Here is a 15,525-nt window from a genome sequence, read left to right as displayed (position 1 = left end):
TCTAACATAACGCTGTATCTATCATAGCAAATAGCATATTACGATTTCCAGGAAGTTGGCTACCATTTTTTATCATAAGAGGTGAAAGGAGCGTTTCTTGGAAATTTTCTGCTTGAAGAAATTTACGAAATGTAAATTGTGAGTGTGGGACATCAATTCGTACTATACCATTCCAACATTCACATATCTTTTTTAATAATTGAATAGCATCTTCTTCTTGCTTGGCGATAAGTGGATTGATACATAATATATTGCCCTTTTGTATGCATAATGAAAAAGCTTCTATACAGTTATTTCTTTCAATTTTAAAAGAGTGTACGGCCCTTGGTAATAGCAAAGAGTAAAGTAGAGAACGATTCATACCAGTTGCAATTTGATCCAGAGAAGTAAGAGATATAAGGTCTTCTTCTTGTACTTGTTGTAAGTGAGAAGGGTACGTCTTAATAGTTTGCTTTTCAAAACGATGAATCGTTGTTGCTGTTTGAAATCCGCATGATGTGTATAGAGGTTCGCCAGCTTTTGTCGCAATAAGTGCAATTGGTTGTTTTGGATGAATTTGTTCCAAGCAATGATTTAGCAACATGCGCCCTATTCCACGTCCTTGAAAATTAGGGTGAACGATTAACATACCAATGGAAGCGAAGTTACTTGTAAAGGGAAATACTCCTCCAGTCGCAATGAGTTTGTTTTCATGAATGTAACCTACAAGTGTGCCGATAGAAAGATACATTTCGAATTGTTTTTTCATAAAAATTTCATCGTGTAACCATCCAACAGATTTGCAAAGATTAAGTAATTCAAAAATAAAAGATTCATTTAGCTTTACTATTTTCATAAAGGCTCACCGCATTTCTATTTATTTTCATAAAAATAGAGTCAAAATGTAAAAAAAGAGATTTACGTTAAATGAAATCCAACTTGTTTATATTTAAATTGTAAAGGGAGGGATGATTGATACAAAAAGACAAACTTATACAAATTATAACTGATATTTACATAAGTTAACAAAAAATTTACATACAGCTAATTTTCTCTTAATAGTCTTCCATTAAATTTGATAGTGGGAAATGAATAACCTAATTAGGGGGACAAGACAGTGAAAAAATTTGTGAAAAAAGCATGGCCATTTGCAGTTGTGGCATCATTAGCAGTTACTTCGGTAGCAACATGGAATTTTACTCGTTCTAGTGAGGTTAATGCAGATGAGAACGGAAGCAATGCAAAGATTAAAAATGTTATCGTATTAATTGGGGATGGTATGGGCCCTTCATATATGACGGCTCACCGTTATATGAAAGATAATCCAAAAACCTTTGAAATGGAATCTACAGAATTTGATAAGCATCTTGTAGGAACACAAAAAACATACCCAGAAGATGAACATGAAAATATTACAGACTCTGCATCGGCAGCAACAGCTATGTCAGCAGGGATTAAAACATATAATGCTGCAATTGCAGTTGATAATGATAAAGCGGAAGTGAAAACGGTTCTTGAGCAAGCGAAAGAAAAAGGGAAATCAACGGGACTCGTTGCAACTTCTGAAATTACACATGCAACACCAGCTGCTTTCGGTGCGCATGACATTAGCCGTAAAAATATGGACGCAATTGCAAATGATTATTTTGATGAGAAAATTAAAGGGAAGCATAAAGTAGATGTTATGCTTGGCGGCGGCGTAAAGAACTTTGTTAGAAAAGATCGTAATCTTACAGAAGAGTTTAAGAAATCTGGTTATAGCTATGTAACGGATCGAGATCAATTGTTAAATGATAAAAATGATCAAATTCTTGGTTTATTTGCACCAGGTGGATTAGATAAAATGATTGACCGCAATGAGAAAACACCTTCATTAGAAGAAATGACTAATGCAGCGATTGAGCGTTTGAACAAAAATAAAAATGGTTTCTTCTTAATGGTGGAAGGAAGTCAAATCGACTGGGCTGGACATGATAATGATATTGTTGGTGCAATGAGTGAAATGGAAGACTTCGAAAAAGCTTTCAAAGCAGCGATTGAGTTTGCGAAAAAAGATAAAAATACGTTAGTTATTGCAACGGCAGATCACGCTACTGGTGGATTATCTTTAGGTGCCAATGGCGAGTATAACTTTAAAGTAGATCCAATTAAAGCTGCAAAACGCACACCAGACTTTATGGCAAATGAGATTGCAAAAGGTGCAAATGTAGAAGAAACATTGAAAAAGTATATTGATTTACAATTAACTCCAGAAGAAATTCAAGCTGTAAATGATATAGCTCCGTCAAAAGATGTAACAAAGATTGATAATGCAATTGAAGATATTTTCAATAAGCGCTCGGTTACAGGCTGGACAACAGGTGGACATACAGGGGAAGATGTGAACGTGTATGCATTTGGTCCAGGTAAATACTTGTTCTCTGGCGTTCAAGAGAATACAAATATAGCGAAACGTGTCTTTGATATTGTTGGTGGCGGTGATCCGAATAAAGGAAGACGATAATTAAGAGCGAAAGTGAGGCGAACTGCCTCGCTTTTCTTTTTAGGAGTTGGAAATATGAAAAAAATATTTGCGAAATTAAGATTCCTTCTAGCATTTGTAGTATTACTAGTTGGATGTCAACAAGAAGAGAATAATGTAGCACAAAAATCTACTACTAAAAAAACTGAGGAAAAGGTACAAATAACAAAAGAAGAAGAGAAATCTATTCAAGATATTATTAATACATTTGTGCGAACGAAGAATGAAAAGAATCTTGCAGAACATATGGAGTTATTTTCAAAGAAGATGCCTAGTGCTGAAGACTTAAAAACACAAAAAGAAGCCGCGTTTCAAAAGGGAAATAAGAAAATTGAATTGGAACATATAGATATGAAAGTTAGTAAAGTAGGGTATGTTATTGTTGAAACGAAAGAAAAGGAAGTAGACGACAGTATCACTCTTCAAAAGAAAGTACAGTATGCTCTTGGAAAAGAAGATGATAAATGGAAGATTGAAGAGGTTCGAACGATAGAGAAAAAATAACGTGAAACTTTAATAAGTGTGGAGTCGTACTTCCCAAAAATTATAGAAAAAAGGTTCTCATTGGTGAGAACCTTTTTTTTATAGTGGTAGCATAATTTGATTTGAGCATGCCTCAATATCATCAATATCTTGACGAATTGTGGCCATTTTATTATCAAGATCTTCAGCTTTCATTGCTGCATCATGTAGTTCATCTTTTAAATACTCCGGTATTTTCCCTTCATATTTATAATAAAGTTTATGTTCTAAACTTGCCCAAAAGTCCATTGCCAGTGTACGTAACTGAATTTCTGCAAATACATCTTTTGTACCAGAATTTAGTGATAAAGGGTATTTAATAATCATGTGTAAACTTTTATATCCGTTTCGTTTTGGGTTAGCGATATAATCTTTTACTTCAATGACTTCCATATCTTCGCGTTTTTGAATGACTTCTTTCAAATGATAGATATCTTCTACGAAGCAACATGTAATACGAATACCAATAATATCTTGTAAATGTGTTTGAGCGTTTTCAACTGTTGGTAATAAGCTTTTGCGTTCTAGCTTTTTAATAATACTTTCAGGTTGTTTTAGTCTTGTTTTTATATGTTCAAACGGGTTGTAATCCTCTAGAAATTGAGCTTCCCGGTTCATAATTTCAAATTTAGTTTTTAACTCTTCTAAAGCAAATGTATATGGTAATACAAAAGCTTTCCAGTAGTTAACTGTTGATTGATTATATTCCATTTATATACACACCTTTTCCTATTTACAAGTGAGGTCGTTATTATACTAAATACCAAATCATATAAGCACAAGCAGCAAATGATGAGATCATAAAGCGATATTTAGTTTTCATACTTTCAACTCCTTTCGAGTAAGATTCTATATAAATAAACGTGATTGTTAATAAGTTCACTATGTACAATTTCTATAGTAATAGATTCGTGTGAATTTCGTATGAACTAATTGTTTCAGCTTTTTGTCTTTTTTGCTGTGAATCTTAATTATGATTCAGATGTAAAGTGTTTTTATTTGATTTATTCATTTGTATAAATTAATGTATATTTAAATTTGTGGTTATTAAGGAGGATATATGGTGAACTTTGAAGAATTAGCAATTGCTAGACGTTCTGCGATGAAATTTATACAAGGTATAGAAATCTCTGATGAGGATTTTAAAAAAATATTTGAGTTAACTAAGCTTTCTCCATCTTGCTATAATTTGCAGCACACACATTATGTTGTAATTCGTGATCAAGAGCGAAAAGAAAGATTAAAAGAATTAGCATTCGGTCAATATAAAGTATCGAGTGCATCAGCGGTAGTGCTCGTTTGTGGTGATAAGAGAGCATACCAAAATGTCGAAAATATTTACTTCGGTATGAAAGTTTTAAAAATGATTGATGAATGCGAATATGAAGATACAATTAGGCAAACGAAAGGCTTATATGAAGGAAAAGGAGAGCGTTTCATGGAGGATGAAGCGCTTAGAAACGCTTCATTAAGCGCGATGACTTTTATGTACGCAGCTAAATATTATGGCTATGATACATGTCCAATGATTGGTTTCGATGAAAAAGCAGTACAAGATGAGTTAAATATGCCAGAGCATGTAATACCTGTTTTAATGATTACGATAGGGAAAAGTGATACGGCTAAAGTTCGTCCAAGAGGATATCGAAAGCCAATTAGTGAGTTTGTTACATACGAATCGTTTTAATAAAATTTATTTAACTATAAAAACAAGGGGATTCTAAATGGAATCTTCTTGTTTTTGCAATTGACAAATAGAATGAAGTTTTATAATATATAAATCGTAATCATTACGTTTTAGTTGCGATCTTTGAAAGAAAGGAGAATTGCATATGCGTGTAAATATAACATTAGCTTGTACGGAGTGTGGTGATCGTAATTACATTTCTAAAAAAAATAAGCGAAACAACCCAGAGCGCATCGAACTTAAAAAATATTGTCCACGATTAAAGCGAGTAACGTTACATCGTGAAACGAAGTAGAAGACTAGAGATATCTCTAGTCTTTTTGGTTAATAAATTTGGTTTTGTTTGTTATAATTACCTTAAATTGTAATGTTGAGGAGGGGAATAATGAATCAAAAAGATAAAGAGAGAAAAGAGCAAGTGGCTCATATTATAGAAATTCCGGATGAATATAGTCTTGTTGTAGATGATCAAGAAGGGGTTGATGACCCGTACCATCTATTGTGGTGGGGACATAAAGATGATGAGGAGAAACAGATACAAATTACATTAAATAGACATACTGATAATTTAATTGAATTTAGGATAGATGATGGAAATTATTTTTCAAGTGGTAAGGAAGCGATAGAGGAGAATAAGGCAAGAGAGATTGCAAATACATTCTTGAAAAAATATACAAAAGAAGGATATGAATTCTATACATATGTAACGGTTAAGGACGACAGGCGCGGTTGGAAAGAAGTAAATTATATGCAAGCAGTGAATAGCTATCCCTTGCCGAATACAGGGTGTGTTGTGCGAGTGCACCCTTCAGGTAATGTTGTGCATTTTCATTACAATGGAAAAAAAGCTATAGAGAAAAAACCGTTATGGCCAAGTGAGATTGTTGAGGCGAATATCGTTTTAGACAACTTAAAGGCCAAACAAGATATGAGGCTTGTATTTGTAGATTTAACACATTCTTTATGTAAATATGAAAATGGAGAAGAAGTAAAAGGGTACCACCTTATGTATGTACCAGAACCTAGTCATGTATTTATTGATGCAAGTACAGGTAAAGATTTATTTGGACCAGATCATTATAAATTACCGCCAACAGTGGCTGTTGGAAAACAAGAAAAGGGTAGCCAACAAGATGATGTATTCGATTTATTTGACTGGGATAAGGAAAGGTTTACAAAAGTAGCTGAGACGGAAAATGAAGATGGAATAAGGATGAAATTTGTACCGAAAGAGGAATTACAAACACAGAAAGAGGAAAATAATCCATATTTAATGAATGAATTCTTTAAAAAGCATTTACCAATGTTAAAATATAATAATTTAGTTGGCATTACCATTGATAAATCAACCAATGAATTAATTGGTTTTATAAAACTGACAGATGATAAAGAAGCAAAACAAATACTGTCTAGAGAAGAATGTTTACAAAAAGCACTTCAATTTTTAGAACATGTTATTCCAGATGTTACACAATATCTTCGACTTTGGAAGGAACATGAAGAAGCAGAAGATGGGATTGAAAGATTTATCTTTTCCATATATGTGAATGGTATTCTGGCAGAGTATAACCAATTTATGATTAACATCAATGCAGAAAATGGTGCTGTGATGCACTACTCGGGAGAGTCTAGCAACTTTATAAAAGAATTACTTACATATGAAACAACACCAAAAGTAACAAAAGAAAAAGCGTTAGAAATATACAGAGAGGCTATCCGAGTTAAATTAGAATGGTTTTTAGATCATGATGCAGAGGAAACCAAGTACAAACTACTGTACAAACAAACGACAGATGAAAAACATAAAGAACCTTTTGATTGTAGTCGGGAAATTCGTTATATTGATGCTCAAACTGGGAGAAAGATTTGGAGTAAGTAAAATAAAAAGAGTTATTTTCAAAGAATATAAAAATAACTCTTTTTATTTTTATAATTTGCCTGTTCGTTTTTCAAAAGTAAATGTGATAGGAAGATCGGAATGAGAACTATCATTTTTAAATGTTACTTTCCATTCTTTAGTATGGGCTTTAATTTCAAAATTAAGAAGATTCATCGCTCTACGTTTATCTATTTCTAAAAACATATTATGAATTTCTGGTTCTTGCTGTAAATTAAGAGCCTTTAGTGTGACTGTAAATGTGAAAAAATTCTGCCCTTCATATACTATCCTTGCTATTTTTGTTTTTGGTGTATTTAACAGTACATAAAAACGGTCTGATTGAGTTAATTGTACAGAGTCATCAGTAATTTCATTCTCGTTAGTTTGAAGTTCAACTAAGAAAGATGTACTACGGGAAGAATCTGTTTTGCTTGTAATATGTAATTCAGTAGGAATCATGGGTATTTCATAAAACTCATTTTTTATTATAGTATTGTAGTCTTCTGAAAATTTACGAACTTCTTTTGGAAAAGAGTCTTCTTCTTGTGTATTTAAAAAGGTTTTATGTTGCTTTGGAAATTTTTTATTAAACTTTAATGTTTCTTTAAAGTAATAATTGGATCCAGTCAAAAATAAACAACTACAAATTAATAAAAAAATTCGATACGGATTTTGAAAGTGAAAGAAAAATAGTATACATGTAATAATTCCAATTACATAGAGAATAAAGATAAGTAGTTCTAGTTTTGAGTGAAAGGAAAAACCATAGTTATGAAAAAATTTCATTCCAGTTATAATTTGAGCTCCAAAAAATAAAGAAATTCCAAATTGAAAAAATAATAAATCAGGCCCTCTTTTAATAACAAAAGTAATGAACGAAATGAAAAGTAAAAATCCCCCTAAATAAATTGTTACATTTAATAATCGATCTAATGTAATCATGAATAGTGTCCCCTTTAATAGCATATTCATATATAAATAACAATTTCTTTTAATTATAATATAACAATAAAATATTTTAAATGTTAGAAGTGTTGAGTTTTATAAATAAACTGTACAGACACAAACAACCTCACGCCTACATACACATAATAAAGACCACTATTTTGGCGGAGGTGAAAGGTTTGAGTCTATTCGCCGCAATTGGATATATGGTTCGAGAAGTGTTTGTCTTTGTTTCTTATGTAAAGAATAATGCGTTCCCGCAGCCGTTATCATCAGATGATGAGAGAAAGTACTTAGAGTTAATGGAGCAAGGTGATGCTCAAGCGAGAAATCTTTTAATTGAACATAATTTACGGCTTGTAGCTCATATCGTTAAAAAATTTGAGAACACAGGAGAAGATGCAGAAGATTTAATTTCAATTGGTACGATCGGGCTCATTAAAGCGATCGAGAGCTATTCTGCAGGAAAGGGAACAAAGCTTGCGACGTATGCAGCACGCTGTATTGAAAATGAAATTTTGATGCATTTACGTGTACTAAAGAAAACGAAAAAAGATGTTTCACTTCATGATCCGATCGGGCAAGATAAAGAGGGCAATGAAATATCGCTTATTGATATATTAAAATCAGAGTCTGAAGATGTAATTGATATGATTCAGCTTAGTATGGAGTTAGAAAAAATTAAAGAGTATATCGATATTTTAGACGAAAGAGAAAAAGAAGTGATTGTGAAACGTTTTGGACTTGGGCTAGATAAGGAGAAAACACAGCGGGAAATCGCTAAGGCGCTTGGTATTTCTAGAAGCTACGTATCAAGGATTGAAAAGCGTGCTTTAATGAAGATGTTCCACGAGTTTGTAAGGGCAGAGAAAGAGAAAAAAGCGAAAGAGTAAAGTGTATTAGAAGCAGCCATATTTTAAAAGGGGCTGCTTTTCTTATTGTAAATAAGAAAAGAAAACGCGTTATGCTAAGAAGAAATACATGTTCACTGTTGAAAATGATGGATTCTATCTGTAATATTAGAAGGTGCTAAATAATTTAAGAATAATACCATACTTAGTTTTCTGTATGTATAATAAGGCTGCTTTATATGATATGTGGGAATAAGAACCAATTTTACATATGATATAGAAAGAAAAGAAGGGAAAACTAAAGTTATAGACTGATTAGGGGGTTTCGCAATTTGCGACGTACATTATATCGACTTATGATAGAACTTACAAATGGTCGCTTTACTTCTTATATATTACGTAAATTTGCACAATCTCGTTTGAGTTCTATCATTATTCCATCGTATGCGAAAGTTTTTCAAATTAATCAAGATGAGATGGAAAAGGGCTTGAAGGAATATAGAACATTGCATGAATTATTTACGCGTAAGCTAAAAGAAGGAAAGCGTAGTATTGATACAGATGCATCGAGTATCGTTAGTCCTGTTGATGGTGTTTTTGCAGATCATGGTCCTATTGAGGATACAAAAACATTTGATATTAAAGGAAAGCGCTATTCAATTGTGGATATGCTAGGTAATGAAGAACGTGCAACGCGATATGCAGGCGGTACATATATGGTAATTTATTTGAGTCCAAGTCACTATCATCGCATTCATAGTCCGCTTTCTGGTTCTGTGACTGAAAGATTTGTACTCGGTAGAAAATCATATCCGGTAAATGCAGATGGTATGGAATACGGGAAAGAACCGCTGTCAAAAAATTATCGTTCTGTTACAGAAATAAGCAGTGATGGTGAGCATATGGCTCTTGTAAAAGTAGGTGCCATGTTTGTTAATAGTATCGAGCTTTTGCATGAGAGAGACACTGTTCAAAAAGGTGAAGAAATGGCATACTTTACATTTGGTTCAACAGTTGTGTTATTGTTTGAAAAAGATATGATAGAAGTAGTGCAGGAATTAAAGAGTGGACAAGAGCTTCGTCTTGGTGAAAAAATAGCTACTCGATTAGCTCATAAATAAAGAAAAGCTTTTATAACCGTAAGTAAGAGTTATGGGCAAAGATACTTAATGATGAAATCCCCTAGATGGGAGTACTTGTTTATTCGAGAGCCATCGTAGGATGGCTCTTTTTACAGGGCATCCAATAATTTATCCTGTAACTGTTTGATTGGTACGGGCTGATTAAGCTTTCACTTTATATGTAATCAAGAAGATTTGACAAGCTTGTCCTCTAATGAGCGTCTAATGATTTCTTGTTTTATAAGTAAAATGAAGTCGGGATTTAATTTTAGTTCTTTTGCTTTATAATAAGACTCAGTGAGTAACTCAGTGGATAACTGTTCCATATGTTTTGTTTTCAAGGTGAGTCACCTCCTAATAATATAAGGATTGATTCGTTGATGCATTTAATGTACCAAAAAAATATGACAGTCACAAACGGGTGGTTATCCACATACCTAGGTGGATAACGTGTGTATAGTTTGTTAGTAAATTCCAAATTAACTGAAAAATTAATGTGGAAAATGTGTACAATTTTATCCACAGGTTATATATCGAAAAATGTTGTCGAAAAATTTTATGAAAAATCCTCAAAGAGGTGAAAGAAATTGAAACTATTTTTACCAAATGAATATGTGAAAAATGTATATCATGTTCAACCAGAAGATTTAAAAAAACGTGGGATTAAAGGTGTTATTACTGATTTAGATAACACTTTAATTGAATGGGATCGTCCAAATGCAACCCCGCAACTTGAAAAATGGTTCTTGAAAATGAAAGAGCACGGCATCCAAGTAACGGTTGTTTCAAATAATAATGAGCAACGTGTAAAAGATTTTGCTGACCCATTAGGCATTCCATTTATTCATAGTGCACGTAAACCATTTGTTCGAGCGTTTAAGCGTGCGATACAAGAGATGCGTTTACAGGCAGAGGAAGTTGTAGTAATTGGAGATCAGTTACTGACTGACGTGCTTGGTGGAAACCGAGTAGGGCTTCATACAATTTTAGTTGTACCGGTAGCACAAACGGACGGATTAGTGACGCGATTTAATCGAAAAATTGAACGAAGAATTATGAAAAATATGAAGAAAAAAGGTTTAATTAACTGGGAGGAATAAAGTTTGACTGAAACAATTAAATGTATTGGTTGCGGTGTAGAAATTCAAACAGAAAATAAAAACGAAGTAGGGTATGCTCCTACCTCATCTTTAGAGAAAGAACAAGTTATTTGTCAACGTTGTTTTCGCTTGAAGCATTACAATGAAATTCAAGATGTATCGTTAACAGATGATGATTTCCTACGCATTTTAAATGGAATTGGAAAATCAGATGCATTAGTAGTCAAAATTGTAGATATTTTTGATTTTAATGGTAGCTGGTTACCTGGCTTACATCGTTTCGTAGGAAATAATAAAGTATTACTTGTTGGAAATAAAGCTGATTTAATTCCAAAGTCAGTAAAACATGATAAAGTAAAGCATTGGATGCGCTATAGTGCAAAGCAACTAGGATTAAAACCAGAAGATGTCTTTTTAATTAGTGCAGCGAAGGGACAAGGAATTGCTGAACTAGCAGATGCTATTGAGTATTATCGCGGCGGCAAAGATGTTTACGTTGTTGGATGTACGAATGTAGGGAAATCGACATTTATTAATCGTATGATTAAAGAATTTAGTGATGAGACTGAAAATGTAATTACAACATCTCATTTCCCAGGAACAACCCTTGATTTAATTGATATTCCATTAGACGAAGAATCTTCTTTATATGATACGCCAGGTATTATTAACCACCACCAAATGGCCCATTATGTTGGAAAGCAAAGCTTAAAGCTTATTACACCAACAAAAGAAATTAAGCCGATGGTATTCCAATTAAACGAAGAACAAACGTTATTCTTTAGTGGATTGGCACGTTTTGATTATGTAAGTGGTGGTCGTCGTGCGTTTACTTGTCACTTCTCGAATCGCTTAACAATTCATCGTACAAAGCTTGAGAAAGCAGATGAATTATATAAAAATCATGCTGGGGATTTACTAAGCCCACCAACGCCAGAAGAATTAGCGAATATGCCTGAGCTAGTGAAATACGAATTTAATATTCGTGAACCTAAAACGGATGTTGTATTCTCTGGATTAGGATGGGTTACTGTGAACGAACCAGGAGCAAAAATTGTTGCACACGTACCAAAAGGAGTAAGTGTTTCACTACGTAAATCTTTAATTTAATATGGAGAGGGATTTATGAAACAATTATATGGTGTAATCGGAAATCCAATTGGACATTCATTATCACCCGTTATGCATAACAATGCATTTGAACACTTGAATATGGATGCCCATTATCATGCGTTTCTTGTTGAAGAGGAAGTGCTAGGGGAAGCAGTAAGAGGTTTAAAAGCATTAGGTATTTCAGGATTTAATGTAACAACTCCGCACAAGGTTGCTATTATGGAGTATTTGGATGAGATTGACCCATTGGCAAGGAAAATCGGTGCAGTAAATACAGTGGTGCATAAGAATGGAAGGTTAATTGGCTACAACACAGATGGGATTGGTTTTGTTCGAGCGTTGCAGTCAATTAGTCATGAACCACTTCAAGGGAAACGTATTTTATTACTTGGTGCAGGTGGTGCTAGCCGAGCTATTTATTTTTCTCTTGCTGATGTAGGTGTAAAAGAGATTGATGTAGCCAATCGTACAGTAGATAAGGCGAAAGAACTTATTGCTGCACGTACGGCCGATGTTAATTCTGTTGCTTTGTCGTTAGAAAAAGCGACAGAAGAACAAGGGAATTATGATATTATCATTCAGACGACAACAATAGGTATGCATCCACACGTCGAACATACGCCATTACAAATTTGTTCGTTAAAAAAAGGAACGATTGTATCAGATATAATTTATAATCCATTTGAAACGAAAATTTTATGTGAGGCAAAAGAGCAAGGTGCAATCATTCAAAATGGTATTGATATGTTTGTGTATCAAGGAGCACTTGCATTTGAAATGTGGACAGGACGTGTACCGAATATCGGGAGAATGAAACAATTAGTTATAGAAAAGCTTGGAGGCTAACATATATGTTAACAGGAAAACAAAAAAGATTTTTACGTGCACAAGCACATCATTTAACACCAATTTTTCAAGTAGGAAAAGGCGGAGTAAATGAAAATATGATTAAACAAATCGCAGATACTTTAGAAGCTCGTGAGTTATTTAAAGTAAGTGTATTACAAAACTGTGAATTTGATCGCCGTGAGGTTGCGGAAGAACTTGCAAAAGGTGCACGTGCTGAAATCGTTCAAGTAATTGGAAGCACAATTGTTTTATACAAAGAATCAAGAGAAAATAAACAAATTAAGCTTCCTCGATAAAAAGATTAGCATGCGCTATTTTTATCGCTGATGCGTAATGATGTAGAGAGCGAAACCAATTGAACTTTTATTAATAGCAACTCTCTTCATTCCTAACAAAGGAGAGTTGCTGTATGTAAAAGGAAGGGGCGTTTCTTTTGAGGAAAATTGGCATCATTGGCGGTACATTTGATCCGCCTCACTATGGACATTTGCTAATTGCAAATGAAGTATATCACGCTTTGGATTTGGAAGAAGTATGGTTCTTGCCAAACCAGATTCCGCCACATAAACAAGGACGTAATATTACAAGTATAGAAAGTCGTTTACATATGTTAGAGCTCGCGACTGAGGCAGAAGAACACTTTTCTATTTGTTTAGAAGAGTTAAGCAGGAAGGGCCCATCTTATACGTATGACACTATGATGCAATTGACGAAGAAGTATCCGGATGTGCAGTTTCACTTTATTATTGGTGGGGATATGGTTGAGTATTTACCGAAGTGGTATAACATTGAAGCTTTGCTGAATCTTGTAACGTTTGTTGGAGTTGCGAGACCTGGGTACACATTGCATACGCCGTATCAGATTACTACAGTGGAAATTCCGGAATTTGCAGTTTCTTCATCTTTATTACGTGAGAGATATAAGGAGAAGAAAACGTGTAAATATTTACTTCCTGAAAAAGTACAGGTATATATCGAGAGGAATGGGTTGTATGAATCGTGAGAATGCACTTCATATTGTCAAACAACAAATGCATGAAAAACGTTATATACACACAATTGGTGTAATGGAGACAGCGATTGAGCTGGCTAAGTTATACGGTGTGGACGAGAAAAAAGCAGAGATGGCAGCTATATTCCATGATTATGCGAAATGTAGAGCGATTTCAGAGATGGAAGAGATTATTAAACGTGAAGATTTGCCGAAAGATTTACTTTGCTATAATAAAGAGTTGTGGCATGCGCCTGTTGGGGCATACTTAGTAGAAAAAGAGGTAGGCATTACGGATCCTGAAATTTTGCAAGCTATTACATATCATACAAGTGGTCATGAGAACATGACGATGTTAGATAAAGTGATTTATGTAGCTGATTACATTGAGCCAGGGCGAAAGTTTCCAGGTGTGGAAGAGGCTCGTAAACTCGCATATACGGATATAAATCAAGCTTTATTATTTGCGTTAAAGAAAACAATTCAATTTTTAATGGGAAAAAATCAGACGATTTATCCATTAACATTCCAAACATACAATGCAGTTATCAAGGAGGAAATGAGTAAATGAACGATAAAGATTTATTAGTATTAGCGGCAAAAGCAGCTGATGATAAAAGAGCAGAAGATATGGTTGTCCTAAATATGCAAGGTATTTCACCAATTGCAGATTATTTCATTATTTGTCACGGTAATTCAGATAAACAAGTGCAAGCAATTGCACGTGAAATTAAATCAAAAGCACATGAGTTCCAAATCGACGTACAACGTATGGAAGGTTTTGACGAAGCACGTTGGGTATTAGTTGATCTTGGAGATGTAGTTGCTCATGTATTCCATAAAGATGAGCGTAATCACTATAATTTAGAGCGTCTATGGGGCGATGTGCCACGTGAAGATATTACAGAAGAGCTAGGCCAATGAAATACGAACAATTTGCATTGTTGTACGACGAACTAATGAATGATGTCCCTTATGATAAATGGGTGGAATTCACAGAGGAAAGCCTGCAGCAAGCAGATATGAAAGAGGCAAAAATTCTTGATGTAGCATGCGGTACGGGTAATGTAACCCTTCCGCTTGTGCAAAAGGGTTACGATTTAATAGGTGTCGATCTTTCAGAAGAAATGTTAACAGTCGCTCAGCAAAAACTGGGAGCAGAGGGATACTTTATTCCTTTTTATCAACAAGACATGCGAGAGCTTGATGTTCCAGGTGAGTTTGATTGTGTAACCATCTTTTGTGATTCATTAAATTATGTATTGCAAGAAGATGGAGTGCAAGAAACATTTAGAAGAGTATTTCACCATTTACGCCAAGATGGCTTGTTTTTATTTGATGTACATTCTTTATATAAAATACATCATGTATTTCAAGATGAAACGTATACAGTGAATGGAGAAGAAATATCTCTTATTTGGAATTGCTTCCCTGGTGAAGAATCAAATAGTGTAGAGCATGATTTAACATTCTTTGTTCAAGATCCGGAAGAAGATGTGTACCATCGGTTTGACGAATGTCACGTGCAACGTGCATATCAAGTGGAAGAGTTAACGAAATGGCTTCAAGAAGCAGGTTTTACAGTGCTTCGTGTAACAGGTGATTTTGAGCGACTTGAAGTTACAGAACAAACAGAGCGTATTTTCTTCATGGCGAAGAAAAACGGATAAAGTGAAACTTTAATCAGCGGGGTGCGAAGCTTCCCGCTGATTATTAGTTGAACCAATCGGGCTTTTACGGGCAGCCCGACCCCCTCCTAACTTCTTTGCTTTCGCTGAGTTTTAAGGTGGGGATCTTACTGGCCGTTAATGCGGGATAAAACAAAAGCAACCGAGAAGGTTGCTTTTGTTTTATAAAGAAGATGTATTTTTAGTTCTGGCATAATCTGAAGATCGTATGCGTAAAGTGTGGGAATAGTAGTTGAAGTGAAAATGTATTGTAAAAAAGTAATTATTTATAAAAAGGAT

19 protein-coding genes are annotated in these 15,525 nt (G+C 34.2%); 15 read left to right on the top strand and 4 right to left on the bottom strand.

The features are described 5' to 3' along the window. Nucleotide 1 precedes the first annotated feature (1 nt). Nucleotides 2–835 carry a GNAT family N-acetyltransferase gene (locus tag JFU02_RS13065; RefSeq protein ID WP_000706694.1) on the bottom strand — a complete coding sequence of 278 codons (834 nt, stop codon included), beginning with the start codon at nucleotides 833–835 and terminating at the stop codon, nucleotides 2–4. 261 nt (nucleotides 836–1,096) lie between these two features. Here JFU02_RS13065 and JFU02_RS13060 point away from each other — a divergent pair, with 261 nt between their 5' ends. Together JFU02_RS13060 and JFU02_RS13055 are read left to right on the top strand one after the other, a co-directional pair. Beyond that, nucleotides 1,097–2,482 (top strand): alkaline phosphatase, encoded by a 1,386-nt coding sequence (locus JFU02_RS13060; protein WP_061666282.1) that lies wholly within the window; start codon nucleotides 1,097–1,099, stop codon nucleotides 2,480–2,482. Between the two features lie 54 nt (nucleotides 2,483–2,536). Next, nucleotides 2,537–3,004, top strand: a complete 468-nt coding sequence (locus JFU02_RS13055; RefSeq protein WP_000717904.1) for a hypothetical protein — start codon at nucleotides 2,537–2,539, stop codon at nucleotides 3,002–3,004. 78 nt (nucleotides 3,005–3,082) lie between these two features. On the opposite strand, the gene JFU02_RS13050 is transcribed toward JFU02_RS13055, so the two are convergent. Then, on the bottom strand, nucleotides 3,083–3,733 hold the full coding sequence (locus tag JFU02_RS13050) for a GTP pyrophosphokinase (RefSeq protein WP_000456230.1): 651 nt from the start codon (nucleotides 3,731–3,733) through the stop codon (nucleotides 3,083–3,085). A 349-nt stretch (nucleotides 3,734–4,082) separates the two neighbouring features. Between JFU02_RS13050 and JFU02_RS13045 the strand changes: the two genes are divergently transcribed. The 3 genes from JFU02_RS13045 to JFU02_RS13035 all read left to right on the top strand — a co-directional run bounded on the left by JFU02_RS13045 (nucleotide 4,083) and on the right by JFU02_RS13035 (nucleotide 6,588). Next, nucleotides 4,083–4,709 (top strand): nitroreductase family protein, encoded by a 627-nt coding sequence (locus JFU02_RS13045; RefSeq protein WP_141529798.1) that lies wholly within the window; start codon nucleotides 4,083–4,085, stop codon nucleotides 4,707–4,709. A 145-nt stretch (nucleotides 4,710–4,854) separates the two neighbouring features. After that, nucleotides 4,855–5,004: a 50S ribosomal protein L33 gene (gene rpmG / locus JFU02_RS13040; RefSeq protein WP_001265617.1), complete on the top strand. Its 150-nt coding sequence runs from the start codon at nucleotides 4,855–4,857 to the stop codon at nucleotides 5,002–5,004. A gap of 90 nt (nucleotides 5,005–5,094) precedes the next feature. After that, a complete protein-coding gene (locus JFU02_RS13035; protein WP_001072064.1) occupies nucleotides 5,095–6,588 on the top strand; it encodes a YcdB/YcdC domain-containing protein in 1,494 nt (497 codons plus the stop codon). A 48-nt stretch (nucleotides 6,589–6,636) separates the two neighbouring features. On the opposite strand, the gene JFU02_RS13030 is transcribed toward JFU02_RS13035, so the two are convergent. After that, nucleotides 6,637–7,530, bottom strand: a complete 894-nt coding sequence (locus JFU02_RS13030; protein WP_000631113.1) for a hypothetical protein — start codon at nucleotides 7,528–7,530, stop codon at nucleotides 6,637–6,639. Between the two features lie 182 nt (nucleotides 7,531–7,712). On the opposite strand from JFU02_RS13030, the gene sigK reads away from it, so the two are divergent. Together sigK and JFU02_RS13020 are read left to right on the top strand one after the other, a co-directional pair. Further along, on the top strand, nucleotides 7,713–8,426 hold the full coding sequence (sigK, locus tag JFU02_RS13025; protein ID WP_000051382.1) for an RNA polymerase sporulation sigma factor SigK: 714 nt from the start codon (nucleotides 7,713–7,715) through the stop codon (nucleotides 8,424–8,426). 290 nt (nucleotides 8,427–8,716) lie between these two features. Then, nucleotides 8,717–9,505 carry a phosphatidylserine decarboxylase gene (locus JFU02_RS13020; protein WP_201071116.1) on the top strand — a complete coding sequence of 263 codons (789 nt, stop codon included), beginning with the start codon at nucleotides 8,717–8,719 and terminating at the stop codon, nucleotides 9,503–9,505. Between the two features lie 185 nt (nucleotides 9,506–9,690). Here JFU02_RS13020 and sda read toward each other — a convergent pair whose 3' ends face one another. Then, entirely contained in the window at nucleotides 9,691–9,846 is a 156-nt protein-coding gene (gene sda / locus JFU02_RS13015; RefSeq protein WP_000850094.1) for a sporulation histidine kinase inhibitor Sda, read from the bottom strand. A 246-nt stretch (nucleotides 9,847–10,092) separates the two neighbouring features. Between sda and JFU02_RS13010 the strand changes: the two genes are divergently transcribed. From JFU02_RS13010 to JFU02_RS12975, 8 genes are all read left to right on the top strand, one after another. Next, nucleotides 10,093–10,605, top strand: coding sequence for a YqeG family HAD IIIA-type phosphatase (locus JFU02_RS13010; RefSeq protein ID WP_000765316.1), 513 nt, complete (start codon nucleotides 10,093–10,095; stop codon nucleotides 10,603–10,605). Nucleotides 10,606–10,608: 3 nt separating this feature from the next. After that, entirely contained in the window at nucleotides 10,609–11,715 is a 1,107-nt protein-coding gene (gene yqeH, locus JFU02_RS13005; protein WP_000140807.1) for a ribosome biogenesis GTPase YqeH, read from the top strand. 15 nt (nucleotides 11,716–11,730) lie between these two features. Continuing rightward, nucleotides 11,731–12,564 (top strand): shikimate dehydrogenase, encoded by an 834-nt coding sequence (gene aroE / locus JFU02_RS13000; RefSeq protein ID WP_000812104.1) that lies wholly within the window; start codon nucleotides 11,731–11,733, stop codon nucleotides 12,562–12,564. A gap of 5 nt (nucleotides 12,565–12,569) precedes the next feature. After that, nucleotides 12,570–12,863, top strand: a complete 294-nt coding sequence (gene yhbY, locus JFU02_RS12995; RefSeq protein WP_000955224.1) for a ribosome assembly RNA-binding protein YhbY — start codon at nucleotides 12,570–12,572, stop codon at nucleotides 12,861–12,863. A gap of 137 nt (nucleotides 12,864–13,000) precedes the next feature. Beyond that, complete coding sequence (gene nadD / locus JFU02_RS12990) at nucleotides 13,001–13,570, top strand: nicotinate-nucleotide adenylyltransferase (protein ID WP_001226032.1); 570 nt, start codon at nucleotides 13,001–13,003, stop codon at nucleotides 13,568–13,570. Continuing rightward, nucleotides 13,560–14,129: a bis(5'-nucleosyl)-tetraphosphatase (symmetrical) YqeK gene (gene yqeK / locus JFU02_RS12985; protein WP_001078472.1), complete on the top strand. Its 570-nt coding sequence runs from the start codon at nucleotides 13,560–13,562 to the stop codon at nucleotides 14,127–14,129. The genes nadD and yqeK overlap by 11 nt, the downstream gene beginning before the upstream one ends. Continuing rightward, nucleotides 14,126–14,482, top strand: a complete 357-nt coding sequence (gene rsfS / locus JFU02_RS12980) for a ribosome silencing factor (protein WP_000998173.1) — start codon at nucleotides 14,126–14,128, stop codon at nucleotides 14,480–14,482. Before yqeK ends, rsfS begins: the two co-directional genes overlap by 4 nt. Next, nucleotides 14,479–15,228, top strand: coding sequence for a class I SAM-dependent methyltransferase (locus JFU02_RS12975; protein WP_000873063.1), 750 nt, complete (start codon nucleotides 14,479–14,481; stop codon nucleotides 15,226–15,228). Before rsfS ends, JFU02_RS12975 begins: the two co-directional genes overlap by 4 nt. Nucleotides 15,229–15,525 lie beyond the last annotated feature (297 nt).

This window comes from Bacillus sp. TH13, from assembly GCF_016651175.1.
Classification (GTDB): Bacteria; Bacillota; Bacilli; order Bacillales; family Bacillaceae_G; genus Bacillus_A; species Bacillus_A thuringiensis_S.
This window is presented reverse-complemented; position numbering and strand designations above follow the sequence as displayed.

Bases quoted from the DNA above. Each gene is read 5' to 3' on its own strand.
- JFU02_RS13065 (WP_000706694.1), bottom strand. From the start codon at position 835: ATGAAAATAGTAAAGCTAAATGAATCTTTTATTTTTGAATTACTTAAT.
- JFU02_RS13055 (WP_000717904.1), top strand. From the start codon at position 2,537: ATGAAAAAAATATTTGCGAAATTAAGATTCCTTCTAGCATTTGTAGTA.
- JFU02_RS13050 (WP_000456230.1), bottom strand. From the start codon at position 3,733: ATGGAATATAATCAATCAACAGTTAACTACTGGAAAGCTTTTGTATTA.
- JFU02_RS13045 (WP_141529798.1), top strand. From the start codon at position 4,083: ATGGTGAACTTTGAAGAATTAGCAATTGCTAGACGTTCTGCGATGAAA.
- rpmG (WP_001265617.1), top strand. From the start codon at position 4,855: ATGCGTGTAAATATAACATTAGCTTGTACGGAGTGTGGTGATCGTAAT.
- JFU02_RS13035 (WP_001072064.1), top strand. From the start codon at position 5,095: ATGAATCAAAAAGATAAAGAGAGAAAAGAGCAAGTGGCTCATATTATA.
- JFU02_RS13030 (WP_000631113.1), bottom strand. From the start codon at position 7,530: ATGATTACATTAGATCGATTATTAAATGTAACAATTTATTTAGGGGGA.
- aroE (WP_000812104.1), top strand. From the start codon at position 11,731: ATGAAACAATTATATGGTGTAATCGGAAATCCAATTGGACATTCATTA.
- yhbY (WP_000955224.1), top strand. From the start codon at position 12,570: ATGTTAACAGGAAAACAAAAAAGATTTTTACGTGCACAAGCACATCAT.
- yqeK (WP_001078472.1), top strand. From the start codon at position 13,560: ATGAATCGTGAGAATGCACTTCATATTGTCAAACAACAAATGCATGAA.
- rsfS (WP_000998173.1), top strand. From the start codon at position 14,126: ATGAACGATAAAGATTTATTAGTATTAGCGGCAAAAGCAGCTGATGAT.
- JFU02_RS12975 (WP_000873063.1), top strand. From the start codon at position 14,479: ATGAAATACGAACAATTTGCATTGTTGTACGACGAACTAATGAATGAT.